The sequence below is a fragment of the Haloferax elongans ATCC BAA-1513 genome, from assembly GCF_000336755.1.
GTDB lineage: Archaea > Halobacteriota > Halobacteria > Halobacteriales > Haloferacaceae > Haloferax > Haloferax elongans.
Window position 1 is genome coordinate 124,373 of sequence record NZ_AOLK01000019.1, and the last position, 15,942, is coordinate 140,314.

The 15,942-nt window shown below is 61.1% G+C and carries 15 protein-coding genes; 10 read left to right on the forward strand and 5 right to left on the reverse strand.

Annotation, left to right across the window (positions count from 1 at the left end; all coding sequences use genetic code 11):
- Window positions 1–43: 43 nt before the first annotated feature.
- Window positions 44–1,468 carry a YjiH family protein gene (locus C453_RS11465; protein WP_008324665.1) on the reverse strand — a complete coding sequence of 475 codons (1,425 nt, stop codon included), beginning with the start codon at window positions 1,466–1,468 and terminating at the stop codon, window positions 44–46.
- Window positions 1,469–1,754: 286 nt separating this feature from the next.
- Window positions 1,755–2,765, reverse strand: coding sequence for an aldo/keto reductase (locus tag C453_RS11470; protein WP_008324666.1), 1,011 nt, complete (start codon window positions 2,763–2,765; stop codon window positions 1,755–1,757).
- Window positions 2,766–3,032: 267 nt separating this feature from the next.
- On the opposite strand from C453_RS11470, the gene C453_RS11475 reads away from it, so the two are divergent.
- The 3 genes from C453_RS11475 (at window position 3,033) to C453_RS11485 (ending at window position 5,844) form a co-directional block, all read left to right on the forward strand.
- The gene (locus C453_RS11475) at window positions 3,033–3,926 is read left to right on the forward strand and encodes a GAF domain-containing protein (protein WP_008324667.1); all 894 of its coding nucleotides are present in this window, start codon (window positions 3,033–3,035) and stop codon (window positions 3,924–3,926) included.
- Window positions 3,923–4,579, forward strand: coding sequence for a DUF7504 family protein (locus C453_RS11480; protein ID WP_008324671.1), 657 nt, complete (start codon window positions 3,923–3,925; stop codon window positions 4,577–4,579). Before C453_RS11475 ends, C453_RS11480 begins: the two co-directional genes overlap by 4 nt.
- A gap of 128 nt (window positions 4,580–4,707) precedes the next feature.
- On the forward strand, window positions 4,708–5,844 hold the full coding sequence (locus C453_RS11485) for a DUF7118 family protein (RefSeq protein WP_049907677.1): 1,137 nt from the start codon (window positions 4,708–4,710) through the stop codon (window positions 5,842–5,844).
- Between the two features lie 132 nt (window positions 5,845–5,976).
- Here the strand turns inward: C453_RS11485 and C453_RS11490 are convergent, their stop codons facing one another.
- Window positions 5,977–6,444 (reverse strand): FKBP-type peptidyl-prolyl cis-trans isomerase, encoded by a 468-nt coding sequence (locus tag C453_RS11490; RefSeq protein ID WP_007540966.1) that lies wholly within the window; start codon window positions 6,442–6,444, stop codon window positions 5,977–5,979.
- A 97-nt stretch (window positions 6,445–6,541) separates the two neighbouring features.
- On the reverse strand, window positions 6,542–7,114 hold the full coding sequence (locus C453_RS11495; protein WP_049907653.1) for a hypothetical protein: 573 nt from the start codon (window positions 7,112–7,114) through the stop codon (window positions 6,542–6,544).
- 151 nt (window positions 7,115–7,265) lie between these two features.
- Here C453_RS11495 and C453_RS11500 point away from each other — a divergent pair, with 151 nt between their 5' ends.
- Complete coding sequence (locus C453_RS11500) at window positions 7,266–7,961, forward strand: cob(I)yrinic acid a,c-diamide adenosyltransferase (RefSeq protein WP_008324677.1); 696 nt, start codon at window positions 7,266–7,268, stop codon at window positions 7,959–7,961.
- 138 nt (window positions 7,962–8,099) lie between these two features.
- Window positions 8,100–8,954: a DICT sensory domain-containing protein gene (locus tag C453_RS11505; protein WP_049907654.1), complete on the forward strand. Its 855-nt coding sequence runs from the start codon at window positions 8,100–8,102 to the stop codon at window positions 8,952–8,954.
- 8 nt (window positions 8,955–8,962) lie between these two features.
- On the opposite strand, the gene C453_RS11510 is transcribed toward C453_RS11505, so the two are convergent.
- Window positions 8,963–9,835: a universal stress protein gene (locus C453_RS11510; RefSeq protein ID WP_008324679.1), complete on the reverse strand. Its 873-nt coding sequence runs from the start codon at window positions 9,833–9,835 to the stop codon at window positions 8,963–8,965.
- Window positions 9,836–9,968: 133 nt separating this feature from the next.
- Between C453_RS11510 and C453_RS11515 the strand changes: the two genes are divergently transcribed.
- The 5 genes from C453_RS11515 to C453_RS11535 all read left to right on the forward strand — a co-directional run bounded on the left by C453_RS11515 (window position 9,969) and on the right by C453_RS11535 (window position 15,920).
- The gene (locus C453_RS11515; RefSeq protein ID WP_008324680.1) at window positions 9,969–10,733 is read left to right on the forward strand and encodes a hypothetical protein; all 765 of its coding nucleotides are present in this window, start codon (window positions 9,969–9,971) and stop codon (window positions 10,731–10,733) included.
- Between the two features lie 53 nt (window positions 10,734–10,786).
- Window positions 10,787–11,671, forward strand: coding sequence for a universal stress protein (locus C453_RS11520; protein WP_008324681.1), 885 nt, complete (start codon window positions 10,787–10,789; stop codon window positions 11,669–11,671).
- Window positions 11,671–12,885 carry an inorganic phosphate transporter gene (locus C453_RS11525; RefSeq protein ID WP_008324682.1) on the forward strand — a complete coding sequence of 405 codons (1,215 nt, stop codon included), beginning with the start codon at window positions 11,671–11,673 and terminating at the stop codon, window positions 12,883–12,885. Before C453_RS11520 ends, C453_RS11525 begins: the two co-directional genes overlap by 1 nt.
- 56 nt (window positions 12,886–12,941) lie before the next feature.
- A complete protein-coding gene (locus tag C453_RS11530) occupies window positions 12,942–13,547 on the forward strand; it encodes a class I SAM-dependent methyltransferase (protein ID WP_008324683.1) in 606 nt (201 codons plus the stop codon).
- A 120-nt stretch (window positions 13,548–13,667) separates the two neighbouring features.
- A complete protein-coding gene (locus tag C453_RS11535) occupies window positions 13,668–15,920 on the forward strand; it encodes an NADP-dependent malic enzyme (protein WP_008324684.1) in 2,253 nt (750 codons plus the stop codon).
- Window positions 15,921–15,942: the final 22 nt, after the last annotated feature.

The window sequence follows — 15,942 nt, forward strand, 5'->3', positions numbered from 1 at the left end:
GATGACGCCGGTGCGGCGTCAGCTCATGGGGTCGAGTCCGGCGTCAGCCGAGGAGACCGAGTGCTGCCGCAGCGTGCGTCATGCCGGCGATGAGCGGAATGAGGATAATCGTCCGCATGACGAACATCGCGACGAGGTCGCGGAAGCGGATGGGTACGTCGCTGAACATGTCCATCGTCATCGGGCCGACGCTGGAGAAGAAGATGAGTTGCGAGACGGCCAGGACGGCGATGAAGAACTTGGCCTTCAGCGCGGTCTCGGTGACGAGGAGGACCGGGACGTACATCTCGGTGATGCCGACGATAGTCGCGGGCGCGACGGTCTCGGCGTTCGGAATCCCGAGTGCGGCGATGACGGGCGTCAGCGGCTTCCCGAGGATATCGAATATCGGCGTGTTCGCCGACAACAACGTCGCTGCGAGGCCGACAGTCAGAATCGTTCCGAGGATGAGCATCGTAAGCTTCAGCCCGTCGACGAACCCGCGCTTCGCGGCTTCGAGGAACGACTCGCCTTCATCTGCTTTCTGGACGGCTTCAGAGAGGGCCAGACGGATGTATTCGCTCAGCGACCCCGAAAAGGCCGTCTCCGGGTCTGGCTCGGTGATGTACTCTTGCGGCGTCGTCGAGATGGGCGGAACCCGAACCAGAATCGCGGCGGTGATGATAACACAGAGGAAGTACGCGCCGAACACGACGGGGAACAACTGCAAGATGTCGAGCGTCGCTGCGACGACGCCGACGAATCCGATGCTCACCGTCGAGAAACAGGTCGCGATGGTGAACACGTCGCGTTTGTTGTAGCCGCCCTGCTCGAACACGTTACGGGTGACGTACAGGCCGACGCTGTACGACCCGACCCACGAGGCGAGGCTGTCGAGGGCGGCCCGACCGGGGATTTTGAAAAGCGGGCGCATTATTGGACGGGCGAGTGTCCCGACAAATTCGAGGCCGCCCAACTCGACGAAGATAGTGATGAACACCGCGCCGATAGGGATGATGACGCCCACGCTGTACACGAGCGTTCCCCACATCAACCCGCCCGTCCCGGGAGTGTGAAGCCACGCCGGGCCGAGTTTGAAGAACATGAGTGGTGCGACGACGATACCGGCCAATCTGAGGAGCCAGAACGCGGTCGACGTTTCGAAGTACGAGAGGTCGTACCCCGCGAACTCTCCGTCACCGACTGTTGCCAACGTGGTCAACACGCCCCCAGCGACGATGATGCTGAGTGCATAGACGCCGACGGCGTTGGGGAACGTCCCCGTAATCGTACTGACCACGATGTCGAACGGAACGGTGAGTTCCCCGTTGTACGGGACTGGAACGAGGAAGAACACGGCCCCGATGAGGAACGCGGTGACGAACTTCACCACGGGTTGCCCACGAATCTCGTGGAGGTCGATGTCCTCGATGCTCTTGTCGCGTGGTTCGGTGTCTACGGTCCACGTCCGGTCTTGTTCTGTTGCCATCGGACTTATGTTTGTGAATATATTGCATAGTCGTGGAGTCTCCCAGTGGACAGTCCTTTATGTGTCTTGCATGGCTATTGGTGATGGTTATCCCGTCTCCGTGGAATTCGCTCGGGGAGTCAAAAGGCCGCTTTCGGCCCGCTAGTGCCGAATTTCTGTATTTACCAGCCGACGTGATTAACACGCTTCGAGGACTCTGACTCGCTGGCGAATCGGTCCTTCATTTCCTGTGCTTGGTGTCGAACCCCACGTTTTGGGGGTGACCTCGGACAGCGTCCTCGATTCTTCACAGACTCGAGTACGGGCCGCCCTTCGCCTCGGTCAGACGTGCGACTTGTTCGGCAGAGAGGCCGATAGAGGCGGCAGCGAGGTTCTCAGAGAGTTGCTTAGTCGTTCGCGCGCCCACGATTGGCGCAGTCACGCCGTCGCGGTGCATCAGCCACGCAAGCGCGGTCTGAGCCGGTGTCGCCCCGACTTCGTCGGCGACTGCGTCGAGTTCGTCGTGGACGTCGAAGTTCTCCTCGGTCAGGTAGGTGCTCTCGAAGTGGCTCGATTCGACGGCTCGCGACTCTCCCGTGAGTCCCTCGTCGCGCGTGTACTTGCCGGTGAGAAAGCCCTGTCCCAGCGGGCTCCATGGACAGACTGCCATCCCGTAGGAGCGAGTCATCTCCAAGTAGTCGCCTTCGACCTCACGGTCGACGAGGTTGTAGCGCGGTTGCGTGACGGTAAACGGTTCCCAGCCCATCGTGTGAGCGATTTCGTTCGCCTTCGCGACCTTCCACGCGTTCGGACGAAGCGTCGACGCGCCGAGGTAGTGGACCTTGCCGTCTTCGACAAGGCCGTTGAGCGTCTTCATCATCTCGCGTGTCGGCGTGTCGTCGTCCCAACGGTGGATGTACAGGACGTCCACGTAGTCGGTGCCGAGTCGGTCGAGCAGGGCGTCGATTCGGTCTCGAACGTTCTTGCGGTTCGTCCCACGACTGTTCGGGTCGCCAGTGCGAATTTGCCAGTAAATCTTCGACGCGATGGTGTACCGTTCTCGGTCGCGCTCGGAGAGCCAGTCGCCAATCCAGCGCTCGCTCTCGCCGCCGCCGTACACGTCTGCGGTGTCGATGAAGCGTCCCCCAGCCTCCTCGTAGGTGTCGAGAAGCTCGTGTGCGCGCTTCTGGTCGATTTCGACGTTTCCTTCCTCGGTCTCTTTGCCGAATCGCCACGTGCCGAACTGGAGTTCGCTCGTCTGCAACCCAGTCTCTCCAAGTGGGACGAAGTCGAGTTCGACATCTTCGGGAACGCTCATAGTCGTCTTTCCGTACGGCGAATCACACGAAAAGCCTTGGGTGGGGTCAGTCTCGTGCTCGCGGTCGAGATACTGGGTTCGATACCGGGATTCTAATTATTGATTTTGATATTGGAACGCACAAGCTAAGAGTAGTTTAGAGGCTCTAAACTGGCTGTAAGTGGAGTTTATGGCCCAAAATGTCGAACTATAAATCATTGTCATCTGGGACTCATTTTGTATAATTAGGGTGTCCTACCTTGCATGAACACTCCTTGCGTCTAATCGATGAGTCGAAAGATATTGTGCGTCGATACCGACGACCGGGTCGGCGCAGTTGCGGACGCGCTCGATTCCGAGGAGACGATGACTGCAGTTCAAGCGACGACTGTGGAGGAGGCGCGGACCGCCCTCGACGAGCAGGCAATCGTCTGTGTCGTCACCGAATACGAACTTGCTGACGGGAGTGGCCTCGACGTCGTGCGAGCGATTCGAGAGACCGCCCCGCAAACCCCCTGTATTCTCTTTACCGACGTTTCTCCGAACGAAGTCGAGACCGACTCGTTCGAGGAGGTAATTATCGAGTACGTCAACCGAGGCCTGCCGGATGCCCACGACCGACTCGCCTTCATCGCCGACGACGTCATCAATCACAGCGCGCAAGTCGGGTTCCTGAAACCTGACGACGAACAGGAGCGTCTCGACGCGCTTTCGCGGTACGACGTGGACGAACTCCCCGTTCAGGAGAGTTTCGACCGACTGACGGACCTCATTGCCAGCCACTTCGACGCCGCAATCTCGTTTATCGGACTGCTCGAAGAAGACGAAGAGAACTTCCTCGCGTGCCACGGCGGCGACTGGGATAGTCTCACCCGCGAAAACACGATTTGCACCCACAGTATGCTCCAAGAAGATGTGATGGTCGTCGAAGATATCCGTGAAGACAAGCGCTTTAGCGAGAACCAGCAGTTATCGAACCTCGGTATCGTCTCCTACGCGGGGGCGAACATGACCACGCCTGACGGTCACGTCATCGGTCAGGTGTGTCTCATCGACCACGAGGTTCGGTCCTACTCGGACGCACAGCAACGCGAACTCGAACAGTTCGCCGAGACGGCGATGGAGATTCTTCAACTCCGGCAGTCACTTCTTGAGGCCCGTTCCCTGGAGGTGGCACAATGAGTATCTCGTCCGAGGAAACGTTCGCTACCGAGGCACTTCCACTCGACCCGATACAAAAGGGGACGAGCATTCTGCTCACGGGTGAGGACGCCGACGCCCTCGAATCAGTCTTCTACAAACTCTCTGCACCGCAAGCGGACGAGCGGGGCGTCATCGTCTCAACCGACGAAAGCGGTCGCTCGACGCTGCGCTCACTCGACCGGGTCTCCCGCGGTTCGAAGTCTCGGTCGTCCGTGCTGGCCGCCGCGGGGTCCGACCGAGACGACAGCGTCGAGACTATCTCTGACTTGAGTGACCTGACTATGCTCGGGATGACGCTCTCGTCGGTGCTGGCCGAGTCCCAACAACAGGAACCGCGGTTCCGGTGTGGTATCTACCTCTGTTCGACTATCTGCAGCGAAGTTGAGGACGTTCGGTCGGTCTACCGCCTCTTGAACTCGAATTTCCTGTCTGAACTCCGTCGCGGTGACGGACTCGGCGTCTGCGCAATCGACACGAGTGCCGACATCGGCGCGAACATGCAGAGTATCGTCGCCGGGATGAAGACCTCGTTCAAAGTCCACATCGACGTCGAAAAGACGGGAAGTCGCGAAGCGACGCTCTCGATTTCGGGACTGTCTGGGGCCGACGACTCCGTGACCGTCGCGCTCTAAGTCCAACCAGTGGTGTCCCGTCACGTGGACGCTCCATCCCAGTAGCATTTTTTCTCCCCCGGGGTTACGTCTCACACGATGGTTCCCGCTAACCGACACCGAAACGCTTGCTTCTGGACGGTGTCGCCGTGAGCGACCCCGACGACCCAATCGCGTCACTTCGACGTGCTGCAGAGCGCCGCAGCGAGAAACGCGAACAGGTCGACGACATCGGCCTCGAAACGCTTCGCACGGTCGCAGATGCCTACCGCGACGTCGAAACGCTACTCGACCGGTACGAAGAGCGAATCACGGACCGAGACGACTTGGAAGGGTACATCGAGTTTCGGGAGCGACTCACCGAGGTTCTCGAAGCACTCGATGCCGACATTCGTCACAGTGAGGCCTTCGTAGATGCCAACGACGCACTGACGACTGGCGTCACCTCGACACTCTCGACATCCGATGTCGACCGTGCGCGTGCGGCACTCGACCCAGTCCGAAACGACGCGTCGTTACTGGACGCGTGGCAGTCCGCCCGCGACGACTACCGGTCTGCACGCCACGAGGCCGAACGCCACGAGGCGGAGTTACGAGACCGAGTCGAAGAACTCGAACGCGTGCGAGAACTCGGTGCGGCAGACCTCGATGCACCGACGCAGGACATTCGCGTGCCTATCGAGTCGTACAACGACGCCGTCACCGACGCGTTCAACCGGTTTCTCAGGGACGCGTCGGCACGGGACGTCCTCGAATTCCTGGAGACGGCGACAGCCTACCCCCTCGTCGAGTTACCAGCGCCTCCAGCACCGCTCCGAGACTATCTGCACACTGCGAGCGTCGGGACGGAACCGGTCTCGGTTCTCGTCGAGTACGCCGAGTACTCACGGTCGAAACTCGACCACTACGTGTCCGACCCGCAGTCGTTCCAGGCAGCGGTCGGCCCCCACACTCGACTCTTAGCCACTCTCTCTGCCGACCCGCTTACTGTCGAGTGGCCGCCGAAACCGGCGTCGGAACTCCGCTGGCGGATGCGCGAACTCGTCGCCGCCGTCGGCCGATTCGCGGACGAAGAGACAGTCGCACTGGCGCGGGCCGTTCGCGCACTCACTGAGCGAGACGACTACGACCGCCTTCGCGATGCGGCGGTCGCCAGAGAGGTGCTCACCGACGAGCAACGAGCGCGACTCAAACGCGGCGCTGTGGAAGAAGAACTCGAAGCAAAGCGCGCGGCAGCCGAGGACGTTGCGGCGTGTCTGGACGAACACCCGCCGCTGGACGAGTGAATCGGGTCGCGTAGAAATCGATTCGGGCGTGTCGTCACCGAGTATGACGCACCCGGTTGACGTAATCGGACGTGTCACAACCGGGTGACGAAACCGAACGTGACGACAGCCGTCTCTGTCAGCGGCGACGCGTTAGTTGACGTCGATAATTTCGACTTCGAACTCGAGCGTCTTGCCTGCGAGTTCGTGGTTGAAGTCGATGCGGACGACGTCGTCGTCAGCGTGGACGATTTCGCCAAGTCCGCCCTGCTGGGTCTGGACGTACATGCCGGCTTCGGGGTCGTCGCCGAGGACCTGACGCAGCTCTTCGGTGTCGTGTTCCTGAATCATGTCCTCGGACGGCTGTCCGTAGGCCTTCTCCGGCGGAATCTCGATGGTTTCCTCGTCGCCGACTTCCATGCCGACGAGTGCCTCGTCGAGACCCTCGATGACCGCTCCAGAGCCGACTTCGACTGTCAGCGGTTCGTACTCTCGGTCGGGCTGCTGTTCCGCGAGGCCGGACTCTTCGGCAACGTCTGGGCGAGAGGTGTCGAACAGCGTTCCGTCAGTCAGTCGGCCAACGTACTCGAGCGAAACTGAGTCGCCAGTAGCAATCGTCATAGTGCCATTCGTTTCTGGGGACGGATAAACGGTGGCATCGAAAGACAGCGTTCTGTCGCGTATTCGTCACCGGTCTGTCGCGTGTTTGTCACGCGTGTCACTCGGTTGCGGACGCGAGGTTGTCGAGGAAGTGGTCACCGAACACGAGGACTAAAAACGCACCCAGGAGGTTGAACACGAGGTCCCACGCGGTGTCTTCGTGACCGTACGAGACGAGAACTGGGTCGATATCGAGTCGGTCCGCTCCGGTGTGGATGGCGAGTTCGACGAGTTCCCAGAGGAGTCCCAGACAGACGACGACTGCGAGAACCCGAGTGTTGGGGTCGCGTCCGCGACGACGTGCGACGACGTGGACGACCCCGGCGAGAATCGACGCCGAATGTGTGTGCGTCAGGTGGTCCCACCACCAGACGTCGTCGTACGGGCCGAGCATCCCGACCGAGTGGGTGAACATCGCCGACTCGATGTACACGCGTTGCCACGGACGGAACTCGACGCCACACAGGCGTTCGACCGCGGATGGGACGAACGTCCCCGCGAGCGAGATGACAGCGTTGACGACCGCGGCTAACTTACGCCGCCGGAGTCCGACGAGGAACACCGCGACGATAGCGTATCTGATACCGCGTTCGATCTTTTCGACGCCCGCTTGATGGGTGGGTTTTGTCACGGCTATCGTTCGTGAGAAGAAACGAATCCGACAGAGAAATAGTTTCACACTCGACGGACTCAGTCTCCTATGTCCAATAGAAATTTACCTACTGAAAATGGATTTGCTCTTTACGGTGGCGGTCGGTTTGCACCCCGCGACCACAATACGTATGACGAACATCGACGACACAGACTCCGAGTCGACGAGAGCGAACACGCCCGGCAGAGGGATTCGACCCGAGGCCGAAGCAATCGACCCCGCAGCACCAGACGAATTTGGACTCGTTCAGGTCTGGTGGGGCGACGGGAAAGGGAAGACGACTGCCGCGATGGGGATGGGATTCCGTGCTGCCGGACACGGTTACCGCGTCCACATGCTTCAGTTCATGAAGGGCGGAGCAGACTCGGTCGAGGCGGTGCGCGGCGAGTACAACGCCATCGCGGCGATGCCGGGGTTTTCGTACGAGAACCTCGGCCACTACGGCTGGGCGGGAATGCGCGACGGAAGCGACGACGCAGACCATCAAAAGCAGGCTGACGCCGGACTCGATAGAGCGCGCGAACTGCTCGACGCGGCCGACGCCGCCGACCTCGAATCACCGCTTCCACTGGATGGGCCGCCCGAAGATGGTGTCCACTTGCTTATCATCGACGAGATTTTGTACGCCGTCGCGATGGGGTTGCTCTCGGAGTCGGACGTCTTGGACCTCATCGACCGCAAACCGGATGGCCTCGAACTCGTGTTGACGGGGAGCCACGACGAACCCGACTACATTCTCGACGCGGCCGACCTCGTGACGAACGTCCGCAAGATGAAACACCCAATCGATGACGGACAGCGCGCCCGCAAGGGAACTGAATACTGAGGGTCGGTCAGTCCGGCTTCTGTGCTACTCGTCCGCTGCTGTGGCACCTCAAGTGGCGAGTTGAGTATCAGCAGCGATACCATCAGGGAAACTGATTTGTTCACTGCCGAGTTACAATGAGTAATTGAAACTGAATCGATGACTCTGGATGCTTTCTTACACGAAATCGACGCGCCGCCACGGTCGCTGACCGTCGTCAATCGCTCGGCACCGAAACCGATACAGCGGATGCTCGAAACGACGTTCGACGGTCAGCCGGTCTCTATCGACGAGGAGGACGCCCCAGAGAGTGACACCGACATGCTCGTCCTCAGCGAGGAGACCGAAGACGGCGTCGAGGTCATCGCGACGTCCCCGCTCGAAGAGTTCATGAACTCGATTCTGATGGTCAATTCCGACCTCTACATCACGGGTCAGTCCGACCTCGCGAACTTCGAGCTCCCGTCGGTGTTGACGCAACTAGACGACGTCCCGTTCTCGCTTCGGGGGTATCCGGAGTCGGACAAAGAGAAGCTCCTCTTGATAGCTATCTCACGCTATATCGAGCGCCACGCGTGGCGTTCGGGTGCAGGCCGTCTGCGGTCGTCGTTCCAGCGACTCTCCCGAATCAACGACGAGCGCGGAACGCGGACGGTGTACGAGAGCATCGCCGCGACCGACGTGCAGACGCACGTGTATGGGATTCCAGATTGGCAACCCCCGCTCGAATTCGGACTCGTAAACCACGGTGGGTACACAGAAGACTTCCGCAATTCGTGGTTCGTCGTCTACACGCCGCCCGACGGTGCGGGTGACAGTGACGCTGATACTGTCTCCTCGTCACTCGGCGACGCGCCTGCGCCTACCGACGATGCTCGCTCTGGCGACCACGAGGTTGGCGCACCCGTCGCGCTACTCGCTTTGGAGACCGAGCCGAGGCGGTGGGAAGGATACTGGACGTTCAGGCCTGACCTCGTCGAAAAAATCGACGAATACATCGCGCGAAATATGTGAGCGCTCGGCTACGGTTGCCGGTTAGAGACGGTGATGACCGGAACCGGTGCGGTTCGGACGGTTTCTTCGGCAACGCTTCCCAGCAGAATGCGGTCGACACCACTCTTTCCGGTCGTCCCGAGGACCACCGCGTGGACGTCGTTCTCTTCGACGAACTCCTGAATCGCGGCGGACGGTTTTCCGTGTACGACGTGTTTGCCGACATCCGTCACCCCTCGCTCGTTCGCTTCTGAGGCGACTGCCTCGATTGCTTTGTTCGCGCCCTGTTCGGCCTCGCTGCTCGTCACCATCGACCGAATATCGGGGCCGAGCGACGAGTCGTCGACGACCGAGAGGATGTCGGCTTTCGCATCCAGCGCCGCCGCGAGGTCGAGTCCGTACTCGGCCGCCCGCTTCGACGCCTCACTCCCGTCTGTTGGGAGGAGGATGCGCTCGTACGGGAATTTCAGCGTGTCGTCTGGGTCCATCCGGGCGGCCAAAACGGGGCGGTCGGACAACCGAACCACCTTCTCGGTGACGCTCCCGTAGACGCTTCGAGCGAGTCCCTGCCGGCCGTGTGTCGGCATCACGATGAGGTCGAAGTCGTACTCGTCTGCGTACTCGACGATTGTGGGTGCTGGGTTCCCCTGGACGACGTCCGTCTCGCACTCGACACCGAGTGTGTCGAACGTTTTCGTCGCCTCCTCGACGATGTCTGCGCCTTTCTCTTCGAGGGCGTCGACGACACCGCGGTTGACGACAGTGACGCTATCGCGGGTCGTGTCCGCGACGTACAGCAGTCGGACAGTTGCGTCCGCCCAGTGGGAGATTTCACTCACGTGGTGGAGGACGTGACTCTTCTCCGCGCTGTCGTCGATTGGGAGGAGGATTTTGTCGAACATAGATAGCTGTTGTACCGGTGGCACGTAAGGACTTTCGTCGGACGGGTGTCGGATTCCGCCGCTCGACCAGACCGTATTTCAGGATGGAATGTTATTCACTTGATACATGTTCCGTTGGATGAGTCTATCAGTGGTGAGTTCGCTTCAATCGGCGGCCACCGGAACCCTGCTGTTCGGTGTGGGGTTCCTCGTCGTGGGCGGGTTCGTCGTGCTCGTCAGTGGCCGGTACGTCTGGCGAACTCTCTCTGTCGTCCGGGCCGATGCGGTATCAGAAGTTGGGTCACAGCACGCCGGCGACGTGGTCAAAGTAACCGGCACTGCGGCCCAAACTGGAGATAAAGCACTCGTCGCACCATTTAGTGAGCGGCCGTCGCTGGCAGTTCGATACGAGATTGCAGAACGCCGGCTCTCTCCGATAGTGGTGCCGTGGTTCGTTACCATCTTCACCAACTCGGCGTCTGTTCCGTTTACCATCGATACGGGGTCACAGCGTGTTTCGGTCGGGTCACCTCCTCGGACCGTAACCACTTCGACCGACGTGGTCGAGACAATAGGCCCGACCGAGTCACCACCTGACCACGTCGCGTCGTTCGAACGTGAGACGGACGCTGTGGCCGCTTCGACGTGGTGGCGGACTCCACCTCGTGTCGTTCGCCGTCTGTGGTCGGTCATCGGGCTCGGTGCACGCAGGTACACCGAAGAGCGAGTCGTGCCGGGCGACAGCGTAACCGTAGTCGGCCGTGTTTCCGACGACGCGGACGCAACAATCTCTCCGGTCGTCGTGTCGTCCTTCTCGCCGATTCGAAGTGTCTACCGGATGGCGTCGACGTCGGTCGTCGGTCTCTCTATCGGCATCGTCTCTCTCGCCCTCGGAACTGTGCTCGTCACGCTGTCGTAGTCGAGCCACTCACCGCGCGAAGTCTTTTGGTACGTTGTCACAAATTTCGAATGATGGAGCACTCGAACACTGACGGGCCTGTCCTCGTCGCAGTCGAAGACCCGAACCACGTCCAGCAACTGGTTCGTACGGCGGGTGACCTCGCGCGGGTGCGGTCGGGAGCCGTACGACTCGTCACAGTTCTCGTCAAGCCGTACGACTCTCCGTTCGGCGTGTTCGACGACGAGACCATTGTCCGTAATTTCTCTGGTGACTCGCGGGAACTCCTCGCGAAGGCGGAACCGCCTGAGGGTGTCGTCGTCGAACGCGACGTCGTCGTCGCTCGGTCGGTTGCGAGTGGGGTGTTGAAGGCCGTCGGAGAGACAGCGCCGTCGGCCCTCGTGGTCGGATGGGCTGGCCTCTCGCGGCGGTCGGACGCAGTCTTCGGGACGACTGTAGACAAACTCATCGAGAACGCTCCCTGTGACGTGTACGTCGAACGAATTGGACAGGAAGCAAACGGCGTCGATTCGATACTCCTGCCAGTCGCTGGTGGCCCTCACGTGGAGGCCGCAGCGGCAGTCGCCAGCGCTATCGCCGACCGCAACGACGCCCGGATTCTTATCTACTCGGTCGCGACACCGTCGTTTGGCACGGACGGTGCCAGCGAATTTGTCGAGGCGGCGAGCGATACGGTGAAGATGACACCGCCCTTCGGCGGTCCTATCGAGACGAAAATCGAGGCGACAGACGATGCGACGACGGCGATTATCGAGGAGTCGGACGCCCACGACATCGTCGTCTTGGGGGCGACTCGAAAGGGGCCGCTCCGACGGCGACTCATCGGGTCGGTCGCCAAGCAGGTCATCGCACGAACCGACACGACGGTCATTCTCGCACGAGATGCCGGCGTCGTCAGAACGCCACTCCAACGACTCGGTGAGTTGCTCCGACGGTGATGGACGCTGGCTTCTGGATTCTGGTTGCGATGGCGACTGCGACAGGTGTCGCTACCGCGTGGACGCTTGGTGCAAACAGCAATTCACCCCCGTTCGCCCCGGCTATCGGTGCCAACGCGATTTCGACGATGCGTGCCGCCTTCATGATTGGCATCCTCGCGATGCTGGGCGCGCTCACGCAGGGTGGGAGCATCTCTGAGACGGTCGGTGTCGGCCTGATAGACGGCGTCGCCATCACGTCGCTCGCGGCGACAGCGGGCTTGCTGACCGCTGCGACATTTATGGCGTTCGGTATCTACTCCGGATACCCGGTTCCGGCGGCGTTCGCAACGACGGGTGCGATGATTGGTGTCGGCCTCTCTCTGGGAGGCGACCCCGTCTTCGACACCTATCGGCGCATCGGGACGTTCTGGGTGTTGGTGCCGCCGGTCTCCGGGACGCTGGCGTACGTGACTGCGACACTCCTCCGCCGAGACGACATCCCTGAAACGGTGAGTGTGCCGATTCTTGCGGCCGTCGTTGGTGGCATCCTCGCGAACGTTAGGCTCGGTGTTATCCCGTCGGCACCCGGTTCCGAACAGGGGTCGCTGTCGGGCTTCATTGCCCGGACGGTGACTGACGTACAGATTCTCTCTGGTCTCGTGCCCTCCGACGCCGTCGCTGCCGCGGTGACACTCGGACTGGCAGCAGTGAGTTTCCAGTTTATCCGCCGTCGAACCCAGCAGTCTGTCGAGGGGGGCGTTCGAACGTTCCTCATCGGTCTCGGGAGCGTCGTCGCGTTCTCTAGTGGTGGCAGCCAGGTTGGGTTGGCGACGGGACCGCTCGAAACACTCTACGGAACCGAACTCGGATTACCGTCCTTCGTCCTGCTCGGCGTCGGCGCTATCGGAATTCTCGCTGGGGCGTGGATGGGTTCGACCCGTCTCTTGCAGGCGACGGCGCGGGAGTACGCTCAACTCGGTGCCCGACGCTCGATTGCGGCACTCGTCCCCGGATTCATCATCGCGCAGGTCGCAATCGGGCTGGGGATTCCGATTTCCTTCAACAACATCATCATCTCCGGCGTCATTGGCGGTGGTCTCGCCGGTGGTTCGGCCGGTGTCTCACGTCGAAAGATTGGCGTCACGCTCGCCTTTTGGCTTCTCACGCTTGGCTCGTCGGTGGTCATCGGCTACGGCGTCTACTGGGCGTTTGCCGCCGCAATCGGCGGGTAGGTTTCTGTACGCCTCTTTTCCCGGACGTTGAACACAGTCGGCTCCGAAAACCCACTATGGAGTGGGACGAGCGGTTCCGCGACGGAGAGTACCCGACCGATCCCGACCCGTCACCAGTGTTGCGGGCGCACATCGAGACGTTTCCAACGGGACGGGCACTGGACGTTGCGACCGGGACTGGCCGCAATTCGCTGTTTCTCGCCGAGCGAGGATACGACGTGGACGCGCTCGACTTCTCTGAAGAAGGGCTTCGAATCGTCCGTGAGCGCGCCCGCGAGACGGGTGTCGAGGACCGAATCGAGACGATTCACGCAGACGCGGAGACCTACGAGTTCCCCGACAACACCTACGACGTTATCACTATCAGCTACTACAAGACACTCGACAGACTGAGCGACATCAAAGCGGCCCTGAACTCTGGTGGCGTGCTGTTCTACCAGCATCACCTTCGGTCTGACCCGCCTGCGACGGTCGGCCCGCGGACGGACCGGTACCGACTACAGTCGAACGAACTCCTTCGCGCCTGTCTGGACCTCACGGTGCTGTACTACGAGGAGTCGACGGAACAGGTCGATGACCGGACGTCGGCGACGGCGACGGTGATTTCGCGGAACACGCAGGGCGGAGCACAGTCATATCCCGCTCGACACTGGGACCGCTGAGGCTCGCGCCGTTCGCCCCGAGGATCACTGTGATTCGACACGTGGACCCTGTTATGCACTCCCGCTCGGCTGTCCGAACGAAGAGACTACTACCCTCCCTCCCTCAGGCGAGCGTACCCAATGACACTGGAAGACGACGCACGGGAGTACCATCGGGAGTCTCCACCGGGCAAGCTAGAGATTTCGACGACGAAACCGACGAACACACAACGAGACCTCTCGCTCGCGTACTCGCCGGGCGTCGCAGCACCGTGTCGGGATATCGCAGATGACGAAACGCTCGCCTACGAGTACACCGCCAAAGAAAACCTCGTGGGCGTCGTCTCCAACGGGTCGGCCGTGCTCGGTCTCGGCGATATCGGTGCGCAGGCGTCGAAACCGGTCATGGAGGGCAAGGGTGTCCTCTTCAAGCGTTTCGCAGATATCGACGTGTTCGACGTCGAACTCGACCTCGAAGAGACCGAGGCGTTCGTGCAGGCAGTCGCGGCGATGGAACCGACGTTCGGCGGCATCAACCTCGAAGACATCCAAGCGCCGCAGTGCTTCCAAATCGAAGAGCGCCTCCGCGAGGAGATGTCGATTCCCGTCTTCCACGACGACCAGCACGGGACGGCAATCATCTCCGGGGCAGCCCTCCTGAACGCGGTCGATATCGTCGGCAAGGACCTCTCAGAGTTGGAGGTCACGTTCGCTGGGGCGGGTGCGGCGGCAACCGCAACTGCCCGGTTCTACGTCTCACTCGGCATCCCACACGAGAACATCACCATGTGCGATATCGACGGGATTCTTTCGGATTCCCGTGCCGAAGCCGGTAATCTCGACGAGTACACCGAACCGTTTTCCCGAGGCGTCTCGGACGGCGACCTCGAAGACGCGATGGCGGGTGCAGACGTGTTTGTCGGCCTCTCTGTTGGCGGCATCGTCTCACAGGAAATGGTTCGGTCGATGGCGGACGACCCAATCATCTTCGCGATGGCGAACCCGGACCCTGAAATCTCCTACGAGGAGGCGAAGAACGCCCGCGACGACATGGTCATCATGGCGACGGGGCGGTCGGATTTCCCGAATCAGGTGAACAACGTCCTCGGCTTCCCCTTCATCTTCCGCGGCGCGCTCGACGTTCGAGCAACTGAAATCAACGAGGAAATGAAGCGCGCGGCCGCCGAGGCACTCGCCAATCTCGCCAGAGAAGACGTCCCCGACGCGGTCGTCAAAGCCTACGGCGACGACCCGTTGCAGTTCGGTCCTGACTACCTCATCCCGAAGCCCCTCGACCAGCGCGTCCTCTACGAGGTGACACCGGCGGTGGCAAAAGCGGCGATGGAAAGCGGTGCTGCACGCCGCGAGCGCGACCTCGACGTGTACCGCGAAGAGTTAGAAGCGCGTCTCGGGAAGTCCCGCGAGATGATGCGCGTCGTCCTCAACAAGGCGATGTCGAACCCCAAGCGCGTCGTGCTCGCCGAGGGCGAAGACGAGAAGACGATTCGCGCGGCCAGTCAACTGCTCGAAGAGGGCATCGCCGAACCGATTCTCGTCGGTCGGACGACTCACATCCTCCGCAAAGCCGAAGAACTGGGACTCGACTTCGACCCCATCATCGCTAACCCCCACGACGGCGAGTGGAACCACTACGCCGACTACCTGTACGAACAACGCCAGCGCAAGGGTCTCACGCGAACCGAGGCGAGCGAACTCATCCGGCAGGACCCGAACTACTTCGCCAGCGTCATGGTCGAGATGGACGACGCCGACGCGATGCTGACGGGGCTCACCCACCACTACCCGTCTGCACTTCGCCCACCGCTGCAAATCATCGGGACCGCAGACGACGCCGACTACGCGGCCGGTGTCTACATGCTGACGTTCAAGAACCGCGTCGTCTTCTGCGCCGACGCGACGGTCAACCTCGACCCCGACGAGAACGTCCTCGCGGAAGTGACGAAACACACAGCGGAACTCGCTCGCCGATTCAACGTCGAACCTCGCGCTGCGCTGCTGTCGTACTCCGACTTCGGTAGCGTCGAAAACGAAGGCACCCGCAAACCAAGAGAGGCCGTGAAGCTTCTGCACGACGACCCTGACGTGGACTTCCCGGTCGACGGTGAGATGCAGGCCGACACGGCGCTCGTCGAGGAGATGCTGACCGAGACCTACGACTTCGCCGACCTCAACGGTCCGGCGAACGTCCTCGTCTTCCCGAACCTCGAAGCGGGGAATATCGGCTACAAACTCCTCCAACGTCTCGGCGGTGCAGAGGCTATCGGCCCCATGCTCGTCGGCATGGACAAGCCTGTTCACGTCCTGCAGCGTGGCGACGAAGTGAAAGACATCGTCAACATGGCTGGCGTCGCAGTCGTCGACGCACAGGAGTAAGAGAGGGTAGAACCGCGGTCGA